Raw genomic sequence first — 15033 nt, forward strand, 5'->3', positions numbered from 1 at the left:
GCTGGTGCAGGGCGTGCCGTGGATGCCGGCGGCCTTGTCTTCGGGGGTGGCGTCGCAGTCGCAGTGCATGTCAGGCCGCCTCTGCCAGTACCGACTCGTCGACAAGGCCCATCTCCCGCAGGAAGGCCCGCGCGTCGTCCACCATGCCGTCCACGTCCGTGCGGTCGTGGTCACCGGCCTGCCAGACCAGGAGCCACTGCCCGGGGTTGAGCCGGTAGTCGTCGGCCAGCTCGGGGTCCGTCTCCTCGGTGGTCGGGAGACGGAACACGTCCACGCCGTACTCGAGGTAGGCGTTCGGCTGCCGGGTGGCGACGATCAGCGTGGTGTCGGTGGCGACGGTGGTGAGGATCTCCGCGTTGGGGGTGCCGATCAGGGCGAGGGCCTGGCGGGCGGTGCTGCGTTGGGCGGCTTCGGCTTCGTTGCGGGCCTGGATGTCGAAGAGTTCGCGCTTGCAGCCGTAGCACTCGGCGAGGAAAGGGCCGGCTTCGGGGTGGCGGCGGCAGGTCTGGTAGGTCGGCATGGAGTGCCCCCTGGTGGTTCGGGTGGTGTGTTGTCGGCCCTGCCACTCTAACCCATATTCCATGGCGTACGCCATAGTTCTACAGGGATTCCCGGACACGAAGAAGGGGCCCAGCCCGAAGACCAGACCCCTCCACGCTCAACCGCGGCTCAGAACGGCGGGCTATCGTCCCCACCCGCCCACGCGCCGGCGGCCTGCGTACCCGGCACCCCCGACGCCCACGGATCCTCACGACCCTCCTGGGACGTCTTCCGCTTCGTCTCCTCGTACTGCTGACGCCCCTGCCCGCCACCACCCGAGCTGGTCTTCTCCACCTTCGCCGTGGCGCTGCGGAGCGAAACGGCCACCTCGTCCGCCTCCATCTCATAGACCGTCCGCTTGACCCCCTGCTTGTCCTCGTAGGACCGCTGCGACAACCGGCCCTGCACCACCACCCGCATCCCACGCGTCAACGTCTCCCCGCAGTTCTCTCCCTGCTGACGCCACACCGACACCGGCAGGTACAGCGTCTGGCCGTCCTCCCACGCCTGCTTGTCCCGGTTGTACGTCCGCGGGGTCGAAGCGACGGTGAACTTGCAGACCCCCGCCCCGGACGGCGTGTAGCGCAGGGACACCTGCTCGTCCACGACGTTGCCAACAACGGTGATCACGGTCTCGCCACTCATTTCAGCTCTCCTTCTCTACGCCGCGTACCGGCGGATGGTCTTCGTGGACACTCCGTACTCGCCGGCCAGCTGCCGGACCGGCTCACCAGCCACAGTCCGCTCACGGACCTGGCTACGCTCCTGCGGCGTCAACCGCGCGTTCCCCGCCTGGTAGCCGCCCGCCAGGGACGTATCGGCGTGGCCGCACATGTGCTCCCGCGACGCCTTCAAGCTCTTCGCAGACCGTGCCGCCCGGATCGGGCCGCCACACGACGCGTACCGCTTCCCCGTCACGATCGACCGGATCGTCTCCCTGTTCGAGCTGTACGACATCGCCAGCTCCACGTCCGTCGCCCCGGCCAGAGCCTTCTCCCGGATCGCCACCACCTCCTCCGGCGTGAACGTCCGCAGACTCGGCTGCTTCAACGCCGGGAACGCACGGCCACTGCGCTGGTACTGCTTCCGCAGCCGGTTAACCCAGTTCTCCGTCGTCTTCCGCGGCCACCGGCGCAGATGATCGATGTCGAACAGCGTCATCCCGTTCGCCACGCACTGCTGCACAGCCGTCAGGAACTCCGCATCCGTCAGATCGGTGACCCGGAAGCCCTTCATGAACTTGGCGACCGCGACCTGGTCCACGAAGTCCTCGTCCAGGTCACAGTCCGGCTCGGGGGCAAGGTCCCGTACCGAACGCTCCTCGGACCACGACGGGACGGTCAGGGAGCCGTGCTCGTCGTGGTCGAGCCAGCCCAGTGCTTTTCCCACCGGTTGGTCCGGGTCGACGAGGCCGGCGAGGACGACGATCAGGGCGTCCTTCTCCGGCCCGGTCAGACCAGACAGGACCTGGGCGACGTCCTCGGGTCCTCCGTCACCGTGGACGAGGACGGCGAGGTTCGCCGCTTCGGGCAGCATCCGCTCGGCGAGATCACCACGCTGCTCCGGGCTCAAACGGTTCATGCCGCCCGCACCTCCTCCGCCGCAGCACGCGCAGACGCCGCGATCATGTCGTTGACCCGGTTCACCGTCTGCACGTTCGTCGACAACGCCGACGCCAACTCCAGGCCGTCCAGGCCCTGCGCCCGCAGCGTCAGGAACTCGTCCAACCTGGTTGCGTAGATGTGGTCAGCGACGTTCCTGGTCCGGCCGAACGTCGTCCCGGACCGCCTCTTGTGCAGGGCCAGACGCTCCTTCTCAGTCAGTCCACCCCACACGCCCTGGTCCTGCCGCGTCTCCAACGCCCACGACAGGCAGCGGATCCGGACCGGGCAGCCAGCACAGATCGACTTGGCTTCCGCAGCCTGCATGCGCGCGTGGACGTTGTCGCCGACCGGGAACCAGAGTTCCGGGTCGTGGCGGCGGCATTCGGCTTCATCGCGCCAGTCGCCGGTGTCGGCGGGGGTGAGGGTGGGGGTGGGCGCGGCATTCGTCGTGGGGCGGCGGGTGAGGGTGGTGGTGGGGGTCATCGGGTGGCTCCGGGGAGGGTCGGCCAGGTCGCCTTGTCGAGGGCGGCCCGGTGGGTTTTGGGGAGGTCGGTAATGGGGTGTCCGAGCCAGTCGCGGCCGGCGGCCATGAGGGCGACGGCGTCGGCGGCGTTGTCGTTGCCGTCGGTGGTCCAGTCGGGGAAGCGGCGGCTGATTTGGTCGATGACGGCGCCCTTGGGGGCGTTGCCTTTGCCGGTGGCGTAGAGGGCGCGGGCGTTGGGGGCCATGAGGCCGACGGGGATCTCTCGGGCGTTGAGGTAGTTGTAGATCTCCCACCAGAGCCATCCGCGTTCGTGGGCTCCGCCTCCGCTGCGGGAGACGGCGGGGAGTTCGATGACGACGAGGTCGGGGCGGCCGATGGTGTCGAGGATGAGGGTGCGGACGTGCTGGAGGGCCTCGCGTCGTTCGGGATGGGGTAGGGCGGTGATGGGGCGCTTCTTGTCGGTCCAGCCGACGACGGTGCACCAGCCGTTGCTGGAGGCGATTCCGGTGGCTGTGAGGGAGGGGTCGACTCCGATGACGGTGTTCCAGGGGTCTCGGGGGATGTAGCGCTGGTCGGGGGCGGTGAGGGTCACAGGGGGATCTCCTGTACGGGTGTGGGGCCGGTTCGGGTGGTGCGGAGGTGGGTGGCGTGGCCGGGGCGGTTGCCGAGGTGGAGGTGGCCGCACCAGGTGCAGCGGTATTGCTTGAAGTGGGGTCCGCCTTGGCCGCGTATTTGTCGGGCGCGTCGTCGGGCTGCTTTGCGGCTGGGGAAGGGGGTTTTGCCGTGGCAGGCGGCGAGGTAGGCGTTCATCGGGTGGGTTCGGGGAGGTGGAGGTCGCGGGCGAGGTTGAGGCGGATGTCGTGGGCGATGGCTTCGTTGTGGAGGAAGCGGACGACGATGGCGAGTCTGCGGCGGTGGCCGGCGAGGTCGTTCTCGGCGGAGACCAGGTCGGGGTGCCGGTGGTGGAGTTCGTCGGCGAGTTCGGTGACGTAGGCCTGGTCAGCCATGGGGGTGCTCCCGCGTCCAGGGGCCGTATCCGATACCGAGGGCGAAGGCAACGCGTTGTGCTGCCTGGACGTCGAAGCAGGGCCAGGTGTCGCGGTCGCGCCAGCAGTGGTGTCCGGTTTCGTCGGGGCCGTGGAGTTCGGCTGTGTCGAGGAGCCAGAGGCTGAGTTGCCCTTCGAGGTATCCGTCGCGGCGGCGGAGTTCGGCTGCTGCGGTGTGGAGTTCGCTGCGGGGGCTGGTGGGGCCGATGTCGGCGGCGGGCGCCGCGTAGAGGGCTTCGAGCTGGTCTCGGGTGTCAGCCATCGCGGTCTCCGTCCAGGGCTGCCCGGAGGCGGGAGACAGGGACGGTGTGGGACCAGTCGGTGCCCTCGTAGTCGTCCAGGACCTCGCGGGCCACGGCGATGCGGGCTTCGGCCTGCTGCCGGAACTCGTGCGGGGTGGGACGGCGGCGGCGCTGGATGGTGACGGTGTAGGAGTCGGCCGGGTTCTGTCCGTCCTGGAGGTCGAGAGCCACGGACGGCTCGTTGGCGACTATCTCGGTCTCGAGGTAGTTCTGTGCGCCGTAGCTGTTCAGCATGGTCCGCATGGAGGCGACGAGCGTCAGGAGGATCTCGCGGGCGGGTTCGGTTTCCAGGGTGACGACGCCGTTCTCGATGTTGAGGCCCTTGAAGAGGGTGCCGTCGGCGAGGATCTCGGCGGCGAGGTCTCCGAGGGCGTCCATGACGTGGTCGGCGGCCAGGGTGAAGTCGGGCTTGCGACCGGTGCGGCGCCATTCGGTCCAGGAGGCGGCGAGGGCGTTCTGAATGGCGGTGTGGGCCTGGTTGCGGCGGTGTTCGCGCTGGGTGTCGGTGAGGTCCGTGGTCACGGCTGCGGGTGCTCCTTGGGCTGGTCCTGGTCGGCGCGGGCGGTGAGGACGGCGGCTATCTCGGCGTGAGACAGGGGCTGGGTGTCGGCTGCGGCGGACCGGGCGCGGGTGAGGGCGTCTCCGAGGGCGCGTACCGCGGGGTTCGGTGCGGCCGGCGTGGGGGCGGTGTCGGTGCGCTGGTCGCAGAGGGCGGTGATCTGCCGGGCGCGGTGGAGTTCCTGCGCGGTGTGGATGGTGTAGACGTGGGCGGCGCCGTGGGGGCAGCGGATCGCGGCGTGGAAGGTGGGGGTGTGGTCGGTGGTGGCGTGGGCGGGGGTGTGGGTGATGACGGTGCCGTCGTTGAGTCGGGCGGTGGGGCCGTGCCAGGTGCGGACGGGGATGGGGAGGCGGGCGGTTGCGGAGGCGAGGGCGGCGCGGGCGGCGGCTTGTTCTTGGGCGCCCATGGGGCCGACGAACACGCGGCGGCGGACGGGGAGGGGTTCGCGAAGGTCGACGATGGTGGTGGCGTTGACGGGAGTGTTTTTGGGGCGGGCTTTGGTGGTGGTTTTGCGGGCCCGGGGGGTTGTCTTCTTCGCGGTTTGCTTGTTCGCGTTGCGTGTTCTGGTGGCCATCGTGGGCCTCCGTCCTGGGTTGGGGCTGGGTGGTGCTCCGGTGCTCGTGCTGGGCGGCTGCTAGAGGCCGGCTGCGGTCTGTTGGGCGGCGGCCACGATGCAGTCGGCGGCGTGCAGGTGGTCGGCGGGAAGGCGGTAGTCGTCGTGCTCCCGCTCCGGCTGGCACTGGCAGACCAGGGACTCGATGAAGGCGAGTTCCTTCTTGACGGCGGTCAGCTCGTCCAGGGCTTCGCCGAGTACCTCGGTGCGGACCGCGTTGTACAAGCGCTCCACGCGGGCATCGGTGGTTTCTCGGGGTGTCCACATGTCGCTGAGGAGGCTGACGTACCGCCGGATCTCGTCGCGGGCGGTCATGCTGTCTGCTCGTTCTGCGCGAGGGCGTGGGTGACCTGGATCTGGTGGAGGTAGCCGTCGGCGTAGCCCTGGGCCCAGAGGCGGTCGTACTGGTCGGCCATGGAGGCACGGTCGTGGGCCTGGCGGGCGGGGAGCTTGCTGATGGCGTCGAGTTCGCCGTCGAAGTAGCCGGCGTTGTAGGAGTTGTCGTCGGCGGAGGTGGCGTCCGTGGTGAAGGTCGGCATGGTCATGGTGTGGCCCTTTCAGGCGGCGTGGGGGGTGGGGAGGTCGGCGTCGGGCTGGTCCGTGTCGAGGGCCAGGGCGTGGACACGGATGCGAGGGGAGGCCGGGTTGTCGGGGTCGGTGCGGGTGTGGAGGGTCCACATGCAGACGCCGGAGCCGTGGGGGGCGTCCTGGCAGGTGATGCGGCCGCCGAGGGCGTACCACCAGGTGGTGAGGTCGTCGAGGCTGGTGGTGAAGACGTGGGCTTCGGTGCCGTGGTCGGTGATGCGGGCGTGGGGGAGGTTGTTGAGGTCGGCTGCGGTTTCGGCCTGGATGGCGGGGGTGAGGGTGTGCATGCGGGGCTCCCTGGTGCGGAGGGTGGCTGCTGGGGGCCGGCCGCGCGGTGTCGGCTTCACGCGTGGCCGGCCCCGGTCTTGGGGGTCAGGCGGTTTCGCGGTGCTGGTCGGCGCACCAGGGGCACTGGTGGCGGCCGAGGTTGTAGCCGTCGCCGGGTTCGATGACGTGGGCGTCGGGGTCGGCGGCGTCGAAGATGGTGGGGCACCAGCAGGAGCAGCCGCAGCGGCGGATCTCGGTGCCGTAGGGGATGCGGAGGCCGGCGATGGACGCGGCGGCGAGCATGAGGGCGACGTATTCGCCGTTGTCGGCGGTGTTGTCGGCGAGTTCCATGGCGTGGTCGAAGCGGTCCTGGTCGTCGGTGCTCAGGGTCCGGTAGTTGGCTTCGAGGCGTGCGGGGGCGTGCGTCATCAGGGCCATGGGTGGCTCCGGGTGTTGAAGGGGGGTACTCCGCCTGCCGGTTGAGGGGCTAGGCGTTGTCGGCCCATTCAAAGTAGCCCATATTCCATGGCGTTAGCAATAGGTCTACGGGTGTGGGCATGAGAAAAGCCCCGACCCGGTTCGGGTCAGGGCTCTGTGTCTCGGTTGTGCCGGCGGTAGTCAGGGCCAGTCGGAGGACGCTCTGAGCTTGGCCGCGGTCCGCTTGAAGTGGGCGGTGAGGACGTCGGACCAGTCGACGTACTTTACGGATCCGGTGCGGCCACGGACGCTGACCGTTGTGATTCCGTCCTCTTTCACCCACCGGCGGATCGTGTCCGGGCGAGCGTCATGCCCGGTGCGGGCGAGGAGTGCGGACGCCTCGTTGTACGTGACCGGTTGCTCGAGGTCCTCGATGGACTCGGGGCGCGGGCTGTGGTGCAGTGCGGCCATGGTGGCGGCCTCCCAGATCAGCGGCCGCAGTTCGCAGCTCCAGCAGCCGATACGGGTGGATGGCGAGGCATCCGGTGTGGTGGTGGTGTCGTGCGTGTTCAGTTGTGGTGGTGGTTCTTAGACCGGCGGGTGGGGGTCTAGGTTGCGTTGCGGCGCCAGATTTCTGTGCGCTCGATTTTCTGGGCGGCGAGCCGGGCCAATGTCCAGCTGGTGGAGAGGCCTTCGGGGGTGGTGCAGCGGCGGTTGGTGCAGCGGGCGCGGCGTGCGGCCGAATCCCACATGAGACCCCAGTACCCGCAGCCGGGGCACGGCTGCTTGCAGACCTCGTCGGTCTCGCCGAGGCGTACGGCGTGCTCGAGGCGCTGCTTTTCGAAGAGGTGCTCGCGGTGTGCCTGCTGGGCCTGGTCGGCGTCGCCGGTCGCGTTGATCGACCACTCGTAGAGGTCGGCGCGGGTGGCGGGCATGGGGCCGGCGTCGGGGGCTATCTCGCGGGTGAGCGCGATGACTTCGCCGGCCTTCTCGGCGAGGTAGTCGACGAGGCCGATGTTCAGTGGTGCGCCGGCCGTGGTGGAGGGGTTGCGGCGTTCCTGGGGTCCGTTGGCGGGGTGGTGTCGGAGTTCGGGGGAGTCGAGCAGGCGGAGGGCTTTTGCTGCGGCTGTGGCGGTGTCTTGGCCCATGTGTCCCCGTCCCCTGTTGCTGGCCGTCCCGTGGGGGCGCATGCGGGGCCTGTGTGGGGCAGGGGCGTGCGCGGGTGGCCGGATGCTGTTGCTCCGGGTGTTCCGGACGCCCCATCGTGCCACGAACTGGTCGCGTGTTGAACAGAGTGTGGCAAAGGATCAACGGTTGGTTGCTGTTGTTGCAGTTTGGTGACTGGCGGTAACTGTCAAAACCCCCGGCATATGCGGATGTTCAGGCGAGGAGCCCTGGTGCCGCGGCCATTCCATCGAGCATTCCGACGAGGTCGGCGTGCGCCGGCTTGTCGATGAGGCCCTGGGCGAGAGCGCCGTCCAGGGTGCGGCGCATCAGGCTGAGGCTGATCAGGAACGCTTCGGCGGTGTCCTCGTCGGTGAGAGTCCTTCGGTGGTCGGCGAAGGCTTTCTCGATGGTGGCGGCGAGGCGCTGCTGGGGGGTGAGGTCGCCGGACGGTTCGGGCATGGCCGCCTCCTGGTGGCGGCGGGTACGGCGGGGGCGCCGGAACGCGAACACGGTGGCGGTGCAGCCGTCGCCGGGGTCGGGTCCGGTGTGGGCGGGTTCTGCGGACATGGGGCGTCTCCGCTCCTCCGGCAGATTCGGGAAGGTCCTCGTACAGCCTGGTATTCGCAGTACCGGGCCCTGTAGGTTGCACGCCGACTGCCAGTCCGGTGTGCGGGTGCTTACTGTGTCACTTTGTACGGTAGGTGGGGTAGACACGTCTGAGTATTGAGCAGGTAATGACGCGTGTTCTGGCCAAAGTGTGACGTGCTGTAGGCCGAATCCCAACACCCGGTGACTACTTGCGGGTTGCATGAAAAATGCCCCGCACTGGCTGCGGTGGGGGTGCGGAGTTGCCGACAACACACCGCCCGGCTTCCAGTGGGGGCCGAGACCTCACGGGCGCAGGCCCGTCCGGTAGACGTCAGTCTAGTGCGGAAGCCCTTTGCGGGGGAGCCCCTTGCTGCCCCTGGCCGTCTCAGTTGCGGCCGGTGGGGTGTGGGGGTGGCCGGGAGTGGCGCGGGTTCTGCCGCGGTGGCCGGGATACGGCCGGTGGGCTGCGATCCACGCGGCCGCTCCCGGCCGTGCGGCCACCAACCGGATCGGTGTGGTGGCGGGTTCCACCCAACCCGCAGATATATGCACCATGGAAGTCCGGTCTGGGGGAGATCACTCGTGTGAGTGACGCAGAAACCCCGGCAAGAGTGGGCAACTGACCCAGATTCAAGACGGCAGGTCGGGCCGTGTCCGGAACGCAGAAAGGGGGCCCCGCCCTCCCGTCGGTGGACGGGGAGGCGGGGCCCTCGGGCTGTTCAGTGGGCGGTGTCGGCAGTCTCGTCGACCAGGCCCCGGGCCAGCTCTTGCAACCGCTGCGGAGCGCGGTCCCGGGCCATCCTGTTGATGATCTCCACCAGTTCGAAGAACAGGTCCTCGTCGGGCATCTTCGCCCCGACGAGCATGGCGACCGCGCCGGGCTTGTCCCACTCGATCGGCCGCGGGGACCGGGCCTCGGCGGGCGTGGACCGCGGTTCGGGGATCACCTCCGTCGCGGGCGGTCGGACGGAAGTCGGTGCAGTTGTCTTCTCTTCTGACGGCGTCGGGTCGACGGACCCACTAGGTGGGGAAGGCGTCGGCGCCGGCGTGAGGGCAGGCGCCGGAGCCGTTTCCGGCCGGTCGGCGTATACCGCGGTATACGCGTCGGGCGTCTTCTCGGGCTCGGCGGCCGTCGTCTTCGGCGCGCGGGTGACCGGAACCGGTGTCGGTGCCTGGGGCTGCTCTTGGTCTGCCTTCCACGCGGCGTACTGCTCTGCGGCGGGCAGGGAGGCGTAGCGGCGCATGTCCCGGAACGCGGTCAGCTTCCCCTCGAGGACGAGCTGCACCATCTCATCGGAGAGCCGCAGCAGGCCGATCCGCTGGTTGAACCACGCCTTGGACTTGCCCATGGCGCGGGCGGCCGCGGCCTGGTTCCCGTCGTGGAGTTCAAGCATGGCGCGCAGGCCGTCGGCTTCTTCGATGGGATTGAAGTTGGCGCGCTGCACGTTCTCGGACAGGACCGCGGCAAGGAACCGGATCCGGGACTCGGTGAGGTCGTGCCGCAGGAGCAGGTCGACGGTGCCGAGGCCGACCTGACGTGCTGCGCGCCAGCGTCGTTCGCCGGCGGCCATCACGTACCGGCAACTGTCGGGCAGCTGGCCGGCGTGCTCCGGGTACAGCTTGAGGTAGGCGGCCTTGTTCACGGCGACGCACGGCTGGAGCTGCCCGCCGCGCATGTCCTCGCCGAGTTCGGTGAGCTCGGTGTCGTCGAACGCCCGCCGCGGGTTGAGGGGGGTGGGGGCGACGGTGTCCGGGTGTACATGGATCAGGTCGGGGCGGCTGGCCCCGGGTACGGCCTCTACCTTGCTTCCGGCGAGCGAGGCGAGGGAGACGCGCTTGCCGGCCATCAGCGGCGCCCTCCGTAACCGCGCTCCAGGGCGAGACGGAAGTAGTCCTCGCGGGCCCGGAGGGTGGTGCCGTTGTCGGCGTACTGGGTGACGACCTTGCCTTCGGACGCCGCACGAGTGTGGATCTTGTAGCGGCGGATGACGGTCTTCGCCCGGGGCCAGCCCATCGCGTCGATGTAGGCGATGGTGTCCTCGAGGTCGGCTTTGCCGTCGCGGGGGTCCCAGGCGTTGATGACGACCGTGTACGGCAGGCCGCGGGGGACGATGACCCGTTCGATGGTGCGGGCGGTCGGGTCGAAGGCGAGCGGCTCCGGAGGCATGGGGACGAGGACGTCATCGGCGATGTCGAGGGCGGCGGCGAGGATGTGCTCGTTCTCGAGGCTGCCGGGGGTGTCGATGAAGATGTGCTGCCGGTCGTCGCTCTGGCCGAGGACGTCGTGGGTGACGGCGGCCAGGTTCACGGCGGTCGTGGTCTTACCGACGCCGCCCTTCTGGTTGGCGATGACGTGGATTTGCGCGCCGAGGTTTTTGAGGTCGGCGAGGCTGTCGGGGTCTTCGTGGGCGGCGGCGAAGTCGAAGGGGAGGTTGTCGCCGACGCGGTCGGCCCACCAGATGGTTGACCCTTGGGGGTCGGTGGACACGACGAGGACTGAGGACGGCATGGGTGCTCCGTTTCCGTGTGCTTCCCGGGGCGTGGCGCTCCGGTACTCGGACGGGGCATAGCTTCTCAGATGGCCCGGGTGGGGTGTGGGATTGGGCCGGTTTCGGGCGGTGCCGTCGGCCCGGGGCGTATACCGCGGTATACGCCGGGGCTGTTCGTCTGGGCCTGCGATCACGGTCTGTTCGCCGGCGCGTGGGGCGGGAGGGTATACCGCGGTATACGCGCAGAGGGCTCTCCAATCAGTTCAGTGGTTCGTCCTCGTCGTCCTCGAGGAGTTCGTCGGCGTAGGGCTGCCCGTCCTGGTAGGCGGCTTCACGGAACAGGGCGCGGTGGTCGCGGGTGAGCGGGGGCCGCGGGTAGGTGATGCGCGGCTTGGCGGCCCGGACGGGGGTGGGGGCGGTCATCGCGGGCTCCCGGCGGTGGTTAGGAGCACCGGCATGTCGACGGGCTCGGGTTGGAGGGTGGGTGCGTTGTGGAGGCGGGCCCATTGGTCGAGCCAGGCGCGTTCGTCGGCTTCTTCGGCGGCGTGCCAGGCGGGGGTGTGGGTGAGGACCATGGGCGGCTCCGATCGTGCGGGGTGATCGCGACCACGGTGCACCAGGAACCGCCAGCGTGTTGCCCCCTGCCGTGGACCTTCGTTGTTCACAGCAACCTGCGTAGGAGGACGGGATGAGTAGGAACAAGGACGCAGTCCGGCTGGCCGTGCTGAAGGGTGTGTCGTACAGCATGGCTTTGCGGGTAATCCGTGAGGCCCATGCTGAGTCGCCGGACGAGTCGCATCATGCGGTAGCGGTGCGTCTGATTGAGGCGGAGGAGACCCGGTTGGCAGCCGTTCCGGTCAAGACTGTTACGGCGATGTTCCTGGAGCCGAGGGCCCAGTAGTCAGGCGGCGCCGAAGAGCCGGCGGGGTCCACTGCCGCCTGCCTTCTCGCGGCGGGCTCGGGCGATGGCGGCCTGGCGGACGGCTTCCCGTTCGTCGACCTGGGCGGCCTCGAGTCGGTCGGTCTCCCACACGGCGTCGCGGTGCTCGGTTTCGGGTTGGCGGCCGGCGCGGAGGGCGGCTTCCTGTCGGGTGCGGGCTTCGATCTCGTAGGGGTCGATGCGCTGGTGTTGGGTGCCGCGGTGCTCGAGGGCGAGGGCGAGCGTGTGTTGGTAGCCGGGGTGGGCGGTGTCGCGGGTCTTCACGGGCCCGGCCGGTACGGGGGCCTGCTCGGGGTCGAGGGCGTCGGCTGCGGTCCGGTGGTCGCCGCCGGGGGCGAGGACGCGGATGCTGCGGACGGCGGGCTTGCCGAGCTGCCGGTTGAGGTGGGCGACGAGTTGCTGCTGGAAGAGCCGTATCTGGGTGGCGTAGGCCGGGGAGGACGGCCGGAGTTCGAGGATGCCGCGGTCGGGGTCGTAGGCGACGGCTTGGACGGTGGTCGCGAGTTCGGTGGGGGCGATGGTGGCCCACTGGTCGAGGAGGTTGCCGCCGTTGAGGCCGGCGTCCCAGCCTTGTTCGGCTTGGAGGCGTCCGAGGATGTTGCCGAGTCCTTGGGGGTCGCGTCCTTCGCCGCGTACGGGTCGGGGTCCACGGCGGGTCTTCTTCGCGGGCGCGGGTGCGGTTTTGGCGTTGGCGCGGGCGGCGGCGAGCGCCATGCGGGCCAGATCAGCACCGGAACCCTGCTCGGTCACTGGGCACCTCCGTTGATCGCTCGGGCGACGGCAAGGGCGTGTTGAGCGTCTTCGGGCAGTGCAGCGTCCTCGCGGAGTTCGACGCCTTCCCAAGAGGCCAGCCAGCGGGTCACGGGGACCCTCAGCCTGGCCAGGTCAGCGGCAGTGGTGTGGTGGCTTTGGAGGGTCCGAACAGCGGCAGCGATCTCGTCGGCAATGATCATGGCGGGTCTCCTCAGAAGGCGGGGGCGAGGGTGTCGCGGCGGGCGTTGATGGCTTCGAGAGCGAGGGTCTGGTCGACGAGCCGGTTCGTGTACAGGCGGCGGGCGTATACCTCTCCGCGCATTTCGATCGCGAGGAAGATCAGGCTGGGGTTCTTCATAGCGTCCACGCGCATGTCGACGACCTGCTGCTTGGTGAGGTCTTCGAGCGCCAGCGGCGACTCGTCGACCGGCGCATTGCCGGGTGCCAGGTGCTCCCGGATGGCGGCGAACGCCTCGTCGATGGCGCGGCGGGCAGCAAGGCTGCGGGGGCCAGCAACGGGGGCGTCATCGAAGCCGGTGTGACGGTCCTTGGCAGCGGCCCGGGACTCTTCCCACATGGTCACGTAGCCGGCGCGCATCGTGGCGGTCATGCCTGCCTTGCCGCGGAGGCGGTCGGCAAGCATCCCGGAGGGGCGGCGGACGCCGTGGGCGGGCATGGGAATGGATTCGGCGACGGCCTGGACTTCGCGGACAGTCCAGCCCGCGTCTGAGAAGTCCTTCAGCACCCAGGAGACCCTCGGGACCGAAGCGCCGTGCAGCCACGGAATGGTGGTGACGGCTTCCTTGCCGAACTGGTAGCGGCGGCCGACCTTGTTCAGGGTTCGCGGTCCGCGGTTGGACTTCTTCGGGGTGGGGGACTTGCTTGGCCCGCTTGCGAGCTTGCTCTCAGGGGGGGAGTAAGTGCGGTCCGCAGAAGAAGTGCCAGAAGTACCCACCTGCATTGGGGTGCAACGGGTACGGCCCGAAACGGGGGTACGGCGGGGTCGGCGGCGGGTCTTCCGGGCGGCCTTCTTGGCGAGCTTTCCGAGGAGGGGACGGTGCTCGGGGGCGGCGCCGACGGGACGGCGTTGCACCCCTTCACCGGTGGTGCGGATACCGAGGGCGGTGTCGAAGACGGTGGGGATGGTGCGCTCGTACACGGACGCCTGGTTGCCCTCGCCGCGGACACGGGTGCCCTTGCTGCGGTACACGAGGAGGCCGGCCTCCCGCAGCATGCGCAGGTGGTACTTCACGGACCGTTCGGACACCTTCGTCTTGCGGGCGAGGTAGGCGATGCCGGGGCGGCACTCCTTGAGAGCGGAGATTTCCTGGGCGATGGCGAGGGTGGTGTCGTTCATGGCGCGGGGGCCGTCGGTGTGGGGGGAGGTGTAGATGCCGCTGCCGTGGACCCAGTGGACGGCCTGCATCCAGGAGTGGGCGCAGGTGGTGATGCGGCCGGTGGTGGTGTGCAGCCACTGGTGCGTTGTGGGCACGGCGAGACGGGTTTCGGGGCACTGGGTGTCGTCCGTGCGGGGGGATGTTCCTCGCGAAACGGGCGCCGAGGAAGCGCCAAGCTGACAAGAAGGGGTGCGCTGAGGCACTATGTACCTGCCGTCCTGCGGACATGAGAAAGCCCGCCTGGTGGTGAAGGTGGTTCGGAGAGAACCTGGAAGTCGCTCGCTCGGGTTGGCGCCCGGCGGGCCTTAGATCGGCATTGGCGTGCTGATCCGTGGTACGAGGGCCGCAAGGGCCGGGTAGGTGTTGGCGCACCAAACCGGGGAAGCGGCCAGGGCGGTCGAGGAATCTCCCGCCCGACAGTGGCTACGTCATTCGAACCTCAGCTCCGTCTTGTCGGGGTCGATCAGGTCGGCCGCATCCTGGTAAGCCAGGTGAATCGGGCCGACCTCTCCGGGGTCGTAGTCGTGGTCGCGGATCCGGTCCGCCAGTTCCCGGGCGTAGGCGCGGAGCATGTAGTCGGCAGCTTGGAGGTCGCGGTGTCCCTGCTCGTTGGTCCAGGGCTCCAGCGCACCGAGCAGGGCGCGCTCGGCGGGGCCGCGAGTGTGGGAGTGGACGAACTGGCTGTCGCTCATCGCTCGACCTCCGTCAAGCCGTAGCCCTCGGCGAGAAGCGGGCCATGCAGCCGCTCCACGTCGCGGCGAAGCATCATCGGCATGTCGCCTGCCGAAGGCAGGAGCACGCTGTCGCCGTCGTAGGAACGCCCGGTCGACCACCAGACTTCCGCGTCGCGGTCCACGAGCCTGACCCAGTCGCTGGGTACACCCACGAGGCAGTCCTCGCAGATGTCGCTGACCATGTCCTCGGGGACGGGAGTCGTCCCGCCCGGGGCGGTCATGCGACTGTGGGGGTAGTGGGGACAGGGCCCGGCTGCGTCGGCGGTGTGATCTTCACGCCGTATACGCACAAACTTCGGGTGGACCTGTCTACGGGGTCGAGTCCCCGGGTACTCTTGGCCATCGTCGGCACCTTCGTGGAAGTTGAGTGTCGGCCCGGCCCCGCTCCTGGTGTTACCAGCACCAGGGAAGCAGCGGGGCCGTTCCTTATTGTCTTGTGGCCAGCGACCGAAACTGAGTGGCCGTCTGACGTGTACCACATGCTACCGGTTACGCCCATCGCCTGTCCCACCTTCCTTCCCCCGTGTCTCTAGTACTACTGGTCACAC

The 15033-nt window shown here is 69.1% G+C and carries 25 protein-coding genes and 1 pseudogene; 1 reads left to right on the forward strand and 25 read right to left on the reverse strand.

From position 1 onward, the window contains the following. Positions 1 to 70: 70 nt before the first annotated feature. The 20 genes and pseudogenes from SAM23877_RS36395 to SAM23877_RS39945 form a co-directional block, all read right to left on the reverse strand. On the reverse strand, positions 71 to 520 hold the full coding sequence (locus SAM23877_RS36395) for a hypothetical protein (RefSeq protein WP_053143282.1): 450 nt from the start codon (positions 518 to 520) through the stop codon (positions 71 to 73). 149 nt (positions 521 to 669) lie between these two features. After that, positions 670 to 1185 (reverse strand): single-stranded DNA-binding protein, encoded by a 516-nt coding sequence (locus SAM23877_RS36400; protein WP_053143284.1) that lies wholly within the window; start codon positions 1183 to 1185, stop codon positions 670 to 672. A gap of 15 nt (positions 1186 to 1200) precedes the next feature. Next, positions 1201 to 2121, reverse strand: a complete 921-nt coding sequence (locus tag SAM23877_RS36405) for a helix-turn-helix domain-containing protein (protein ID WP_053143286.1) — start codon at positions 2119 to 2121, stop codon at positions 1201 to 1203. A gap of 176 nt (positions 2122 to 2297) precedes the next feature. Further along, a pseudogene (locus SAM23877_RS41695) lies at positions 2298 to 2546 on the reverse strand (WhiB family transcriptional regulator); the annotation flags it as partial. 77 nt (positions 2547 to 2623) lie between these two features. After that, entirely contained in the window at positions 2624 to 3220 is a 597-nt protein-coding gene (locus SAM23877_RS36415; RefSeq protein ID WP_053143288.1) for a RuvC family protein, read from the reverse strand. A 214-nt stretch (positions 3221 to 3434) separates the two neighbouring features. After that, positions 3435 to 3635 carry a hypothetical protein gene (locus tag SAM23877_RS36420; RefSeq protein ID WP_053143290.1) on the reverse strand — a complete coding sequence of 67 codons (201 nt, stop codon included), beginning with the start codon at positions 3633 to 3635 and terminating at the stop codon, positions 3435 to 3437. Then, the gene (locus SAM23877_RS36425) at positions 3628 to 3936 is read right to left on the reverse strand and encodes a hypothetical protein (RefSeq protein WP_053143292.1); all 309 of its coding nucleotides are present in this window, start codon (positions 3934 to 3936) and stop codon (positions 3628 to 3630) included. Before SAM23877_RS36425 ends, SAM23877_RS36420 begins: the two co-directional genes overlap by 8 nt. Then, positions 3929 to 4498, reverse strand: a complete 570-nt coding sequence (locus SAM23877_RS36430) for a hypothetical protein (RefSeq protein WP_053143293.1) — start codon at positions 4496 to 4498, stop codon at positions 3929 to 3931. The genes SAM23877_RS36425 and SAM23877_RS36430 overlap by 8 nt, the downstream gene beginning before the upstream one ends. Further along, a complete protein-coding gene (locus tag SAM23877_RS36435; RefSeq protein WP_159042064.1) occupies positions 4495 to 5109 on the reverse strand; it encodes a hypothetical protein in 615 nt (204 codons plus the stop codon). Before SAM23877_RS36435 ends, SAM23877_RS36430 begins: the two co-directional genes overlap by 4 nt. A 60-nt stretch (positions 5110 to 5169) precedes the next feature. Next, the gene (locus tag SAM23877_RS36445) at positions 5170 to 5463 is read right to left on the reverse strand and encodes a hypothetical protein (protein ID WP_053143299.1); all 294 of its coding nucleotides are present in this window, start codon (positions 5461 to 5463) and stop codon (positions 5170 to 5172) included. Next, positions 5460 to 5693 (reverse strand): hypothetical protein, encoded by a 234-nt coding sequence (locus tag SAM23877_RS36450; RefSeq protein WP_053143302.1) that lies wholly within the window; start codon positions 5691 to 5693, stop codon positions 5460 to 5462. Before SAM23877_RS36450 ends, SAM23877_RS36445 begins: the two co-directional genes overlap by 4 nt. A gap of 12 nt (positions 5694 to 5705) precedes the next feature. Further along, the gene (locus SAM23877_RS36455; protein ID WP_053143304.1) at positions 5706 to 6020 is read right to left on the reverse strand and encodes a hypothetical protein; all 315 of its coding nucleotides are present in this window, start codon (positions 6018 to 6020) and stop codon (positions 5706 to 5708) included. An 85-nt stretch (positions 6021 to 6105) separates the two neighbouring features. Next, positions 6106 to 6438: a hypothetical protein gene (locus SAM23877_RS36460; RefSeq protein ID WP_053143306.1), complete on the reverse strand. Its 333-nt coding sequence runs from the start codon at positions 6436 to 6438 to the stop codon at positions 6106 to 6108. 180 nt (positions 6439 to 6618) lie between these two features. Then, a complete protein-coding gene (locus tag SAM23877_RS36465; protein ID WP_053143308.1) occupies positions 6619 to 6888 on the reverse strand; it encodes a hypothetical protein in 270 nt (89 codons plus the stop codon). Between the two features lie 137 nt (positions 6889 to 7025). After that, complete coding sequence (locus SAM23877_RS36470) at positions 7026 to 7565, reverse strand: hypothetical protein (RefSeq protein WP_053143310.1); 540 nt, start codon at positions 7563 to 7565, stop codon at positions 7026 to 7028. A gap of 232 nt (positions 7566 to 7797) precedes the next feature. Next, a complete protein-coding gene (locus SAM23877_RS36475; RefSeq protein ID WP_053143312.1) occupies positions 7798 to 8151 on the reverse strand; it encodes a hypothetical protein in 354 nt (117 codons plus the stop codon). 740 nt (positions 8152 to 8891) lie between these two features. Continuing rightward, on the reverse strand, positions 8892 to 10019 hold the full coding sequence (locus SAM23877_RS36480) for a ParB/RepB/Spo0J family partition protein (RefSeq protein ID WP_053143314.1): 1128 nt from the start codon (positions 10017 to 10019) through the stop codon (positions 8892 to 8894). Beyond that, the gene (locus SAM23877_RS36485) at positions 10019 to 10681 is read right to left on the reverse strand and encodes a ParA family protein (protein WP_063796839.1); all 663 of its coding nucleotides are present in this window, start codon (positions 10679 to 10681) and stop codon (positions 10019 to 10021) included. The genes SAM23877_RS36480 and SAM23877_RS36485 overlap by 1 nt, the downstream gene beginning before the upstream one ends. Positions 10682 to 10919: 238 nt before the next feature. Further along, positions 10920 to 11084 carry a hypothetical protein gene (locus SAM23877_RS39940; protein WP_159042065.1) on the reverse strand — a complete coding sequence of 55 codons (165 nt, stop codon included), beginning with the start codon at positions 11082 to 11084 and terminating at the stop codon, positions 10920 to 10922. Further along, the gene (locus SAM23877_RS39945) at positions 11081 to 11236 is read right to left on the reverse strand and encodes a hypothetical protein (RefSeq protein WP_159042066.1); all 156 of its coding nucleotides are present in this window, start codon (positions 11234 to 11236) and stop codon (positions 11081 to 11083) included. The genes SAM23877_RS39940 and SAM23877_RS39945 overlap by 4 nt, the downstream gene beginning before the upstream one ends. Positions 11237 to 11349: 113 nt before the next feature. On the opposite strand from SAM23877_RS39945, the gene SAM23877_RS36490 reads away from it, so the two are divergent. Further along, positions 11350 to 11562 carry a hypothetical protein gene (locus SAM23877_RS36490; RefSeq protein WP_053143316.1) on the forward strand — a complete coding sequence of 71 codons (213 nt, stop codon included), beginning with the start codon at positions 11350 to 11352 and terminating at the stop codon, positions 11560 to 11562. On the opposite strand, the gene SAM23877_RS36495 is transcribed toward SAM23877_RS36490, so the two are convergent. From SAM23877_RS36495 to SAM23877_RS39500, 5 genes are all read right to left on the reverse strand, one after another. Beyond that, positions 11563 to 12351, reverse strand: coding sequence for a DciA family protein (locus SAM23877_RS36495; RefSeq protein WP_053143318.1), 789 nt, complete (start codon positions 12349 to 12351; stop codon positions 11563 to 11565). Then, positions 12348 to 12554, reverse strand: coding sequence for a hypothetical protein (locus SAM23877_RS36500; protein ID WP_053143319.1), 207 nt, complete (start codon positions 12552 to 12554; stop codon positions 12348 to 12350). Before SAM23877_RS36500 ends, SAM23877_RS36495 begins: the two co-directional genes overlap by 4 nt. Positions 12555 to 12565: 11 nt before the next feature. After that, positions 12566 to 13846, reverse strand: a complete 1281-nt coding sequence (locus SAM23877_RS36505; protein WP_053143322.1) for a helix-turn-helix domain-containing protein — start codon at positions 13844 to 13846, stop codon at positions 12566 to 12568. A gap of 333 nt (positions 13847 to 14179) precedes the next feature. Further along, positions 14180 to 14443 carry a hypothetical protein gene (locus tag SAM23877_RS36510; RefSeq protein WP_053143324.1) on the reverse strand — a complete coding sequence of 88 codons (264 nt, stop codon included), beginning with the start codon at positions 14441 to 14443 and terminating at the stop codon, positions 14180 to 14182. Then, positions 14440 to 14667, reverse strand: a complete 228-nt coding sequence (locus SAM23877_RS39500; protein ID WP_053143326.1) for a hypothetical protein — start codon at positions 14665 to 14667, stop codon at positions 14440 to 14442. The genes SAM23877_RS36510 and SAM23877_RS39500 overlap by 4 nt, the downstream gene beginning before the upstream one ends. Between the last annotated feature and the right edge of the window lie 366 nt (positions 14668 to 15033).

The organism is Streptomyces ambofaciens ATCC 23877 (assembly GCF_001267885.1).
Lineage (GTDB): Bacteria > Actinomycetota > Actinomycetes > Streptomycetales > Streptomycetaceae > Streptomyces > Streptomyces ambofaciens.

Bases quoted from the DNA above. Each gene is read 5' to 3' on its own strand.
- SAM23877_RS36470 (WP_053143310.1), bottom strand. From the start codon at position 7,565: ATGGGCCAAGACACCGCCACAGCCGCAGCAAAAGCCCTCCGCCTGCTC.
- SAM23877_RS36420 (WP_053143290.1), bottom strand. From the start codon at position 3,635: ATGGCTGACCAGGCCTACGTCACCGAACTCGCCGACGAACTCCACCAC.
- SAM23877_RS36455 (WP_053143304.1), bottom strand. From the start codon at position 6,020: ATGCACACCCTCACCCCCGCCATCCAGGCCGAAACCGCAGCCGACCTC.
- SAM23877_RS36445 (WP_053143299.1), bottom strand. From the start codon at position 5,463: ATGACCGCCCGCGACGAGATCCGGCGGTACGTCAGCCTCCTCAGCGAC.
- SAM23877_RS36500 (WP_053143319.1), bottom strand. From the start codon at position 12,554: ATGATCATTGCCGACGAGATCGCTGCCGCTGTTCGGACCCTCCAAAGC.
- SAM23877_RS39500 (WP_053143326.1), bottom strand. From the start codon at position 14,667: ATGGTCAGCGACATCTGCGAGGACTGCCTCGTGGGTGTACCCAGCGAC.
- SAM23877_RS39945 (WP_159042066.1), bottom strand. From the start codon at position 11,236: ATGGTCCTCACCCACACCCCCGCCTGGCACGCCGCCGAAGAAGCCGAC.
- SAM23877_RS36435 (WP_159042064.1), bottom strand. From the start codon at position 5,109: ATGGCCACCAGAACACGCAACGCGAACAAGCAAACCGCGAAGAAGACA.
- SAM23877_RS36510 (WP_053143324.1), bottom strand. From the start codon at position 14,443: ATGAGCGACAGCCAGTTCGTCCACTCCCACACTCGCGGCCCCGCCGAG.
- SAM23877_RS36490 (WP_053143316.1), top strand. From the start codon at position 11,350: ATGAGTAGGAACAAGGACGCAGTCCGGCTGGCCGTGCTGAAGGGTGTG.
- SAM23877_RS36460 (WP_053143306.1), bottom strand. From the start codon at position 6,438: ATGGCCCTGATGACGCACGCCCCCGCACGCCTCGAAGCCAACTACCGG.
- SAM23877_RS36405 (WP_053143286.1), bottom strand. From the start codon at position 2,121: ATGAACCGTTTGAGCCCGGAGCAGCGTGGTGATCTCGCCGAGCGGATG.
- SAM23877_RS36465 (WP_053143308.1), bottom strand. From the start codon at position 6,888: ATGGCCGCACTGCACCACAGCCCGCGCCCCGAGTCCATCGAGGACCTC.
- SAM23877_RS36425 (WP_053143292.1), bottom strand. From the start codon at position 3,936: ATGGCTGACACCCGAGACCAGCTCGAAGCCCTCTACGCGGCGCCCGCC.
- SAM23877_RS39940 (WP_159042065.1), bottom strand. From the start codon at position 11,084: ATGACCGCCCCCACCCCCGTCCGGGCCGCCAAGCCGCGCATCACCTAC.
- SAM23877_RS36475 (WP_053143312.1), bottom strand. From the start codon at position 8,151: ATGTCCGCAGAACCCGCCCACACCGGACCCGACCCCGGCGACGGCTGC.
- SAM23877_RS36485 (WP_063796839.1), bottom strand. From the start codon at position 10,681: ATGCCGTCCTCAGTCCTCGTCGTGTCCACCGACCCCCAAGGGTCAACC.
- SAM23877_RS36400 (WP_053143284.1), bottom strand. From the start codon at position 1,185: ATGAGTGGCGAGACCGTGATCACCGTTGTTGGCAACGTCGTGGACGAG.
- SAM23877_RS36395 (WP_053143282.1), bottom strand. From the start codon at position 520: ATGCCGACCTACCAGACCTGCCGCCGCCACCCCGAAGCCGGCCCTTTC.
- SAM23877_RS36480 (WP_053143314.1), bottom strand. From the start codon at position 10,019: ATGGCCGGCAAGCGCGTCTCCCTCGCCTCGCTCGCCGGAAGCAAGGTA.
- SAM23877_RS36450 (WP_053143302.1), bottom strand. From the start codon at position 5,693: ATGACCATGCCGACCTTCACCACGGACGCCACCTCCGCCGACGACAAC.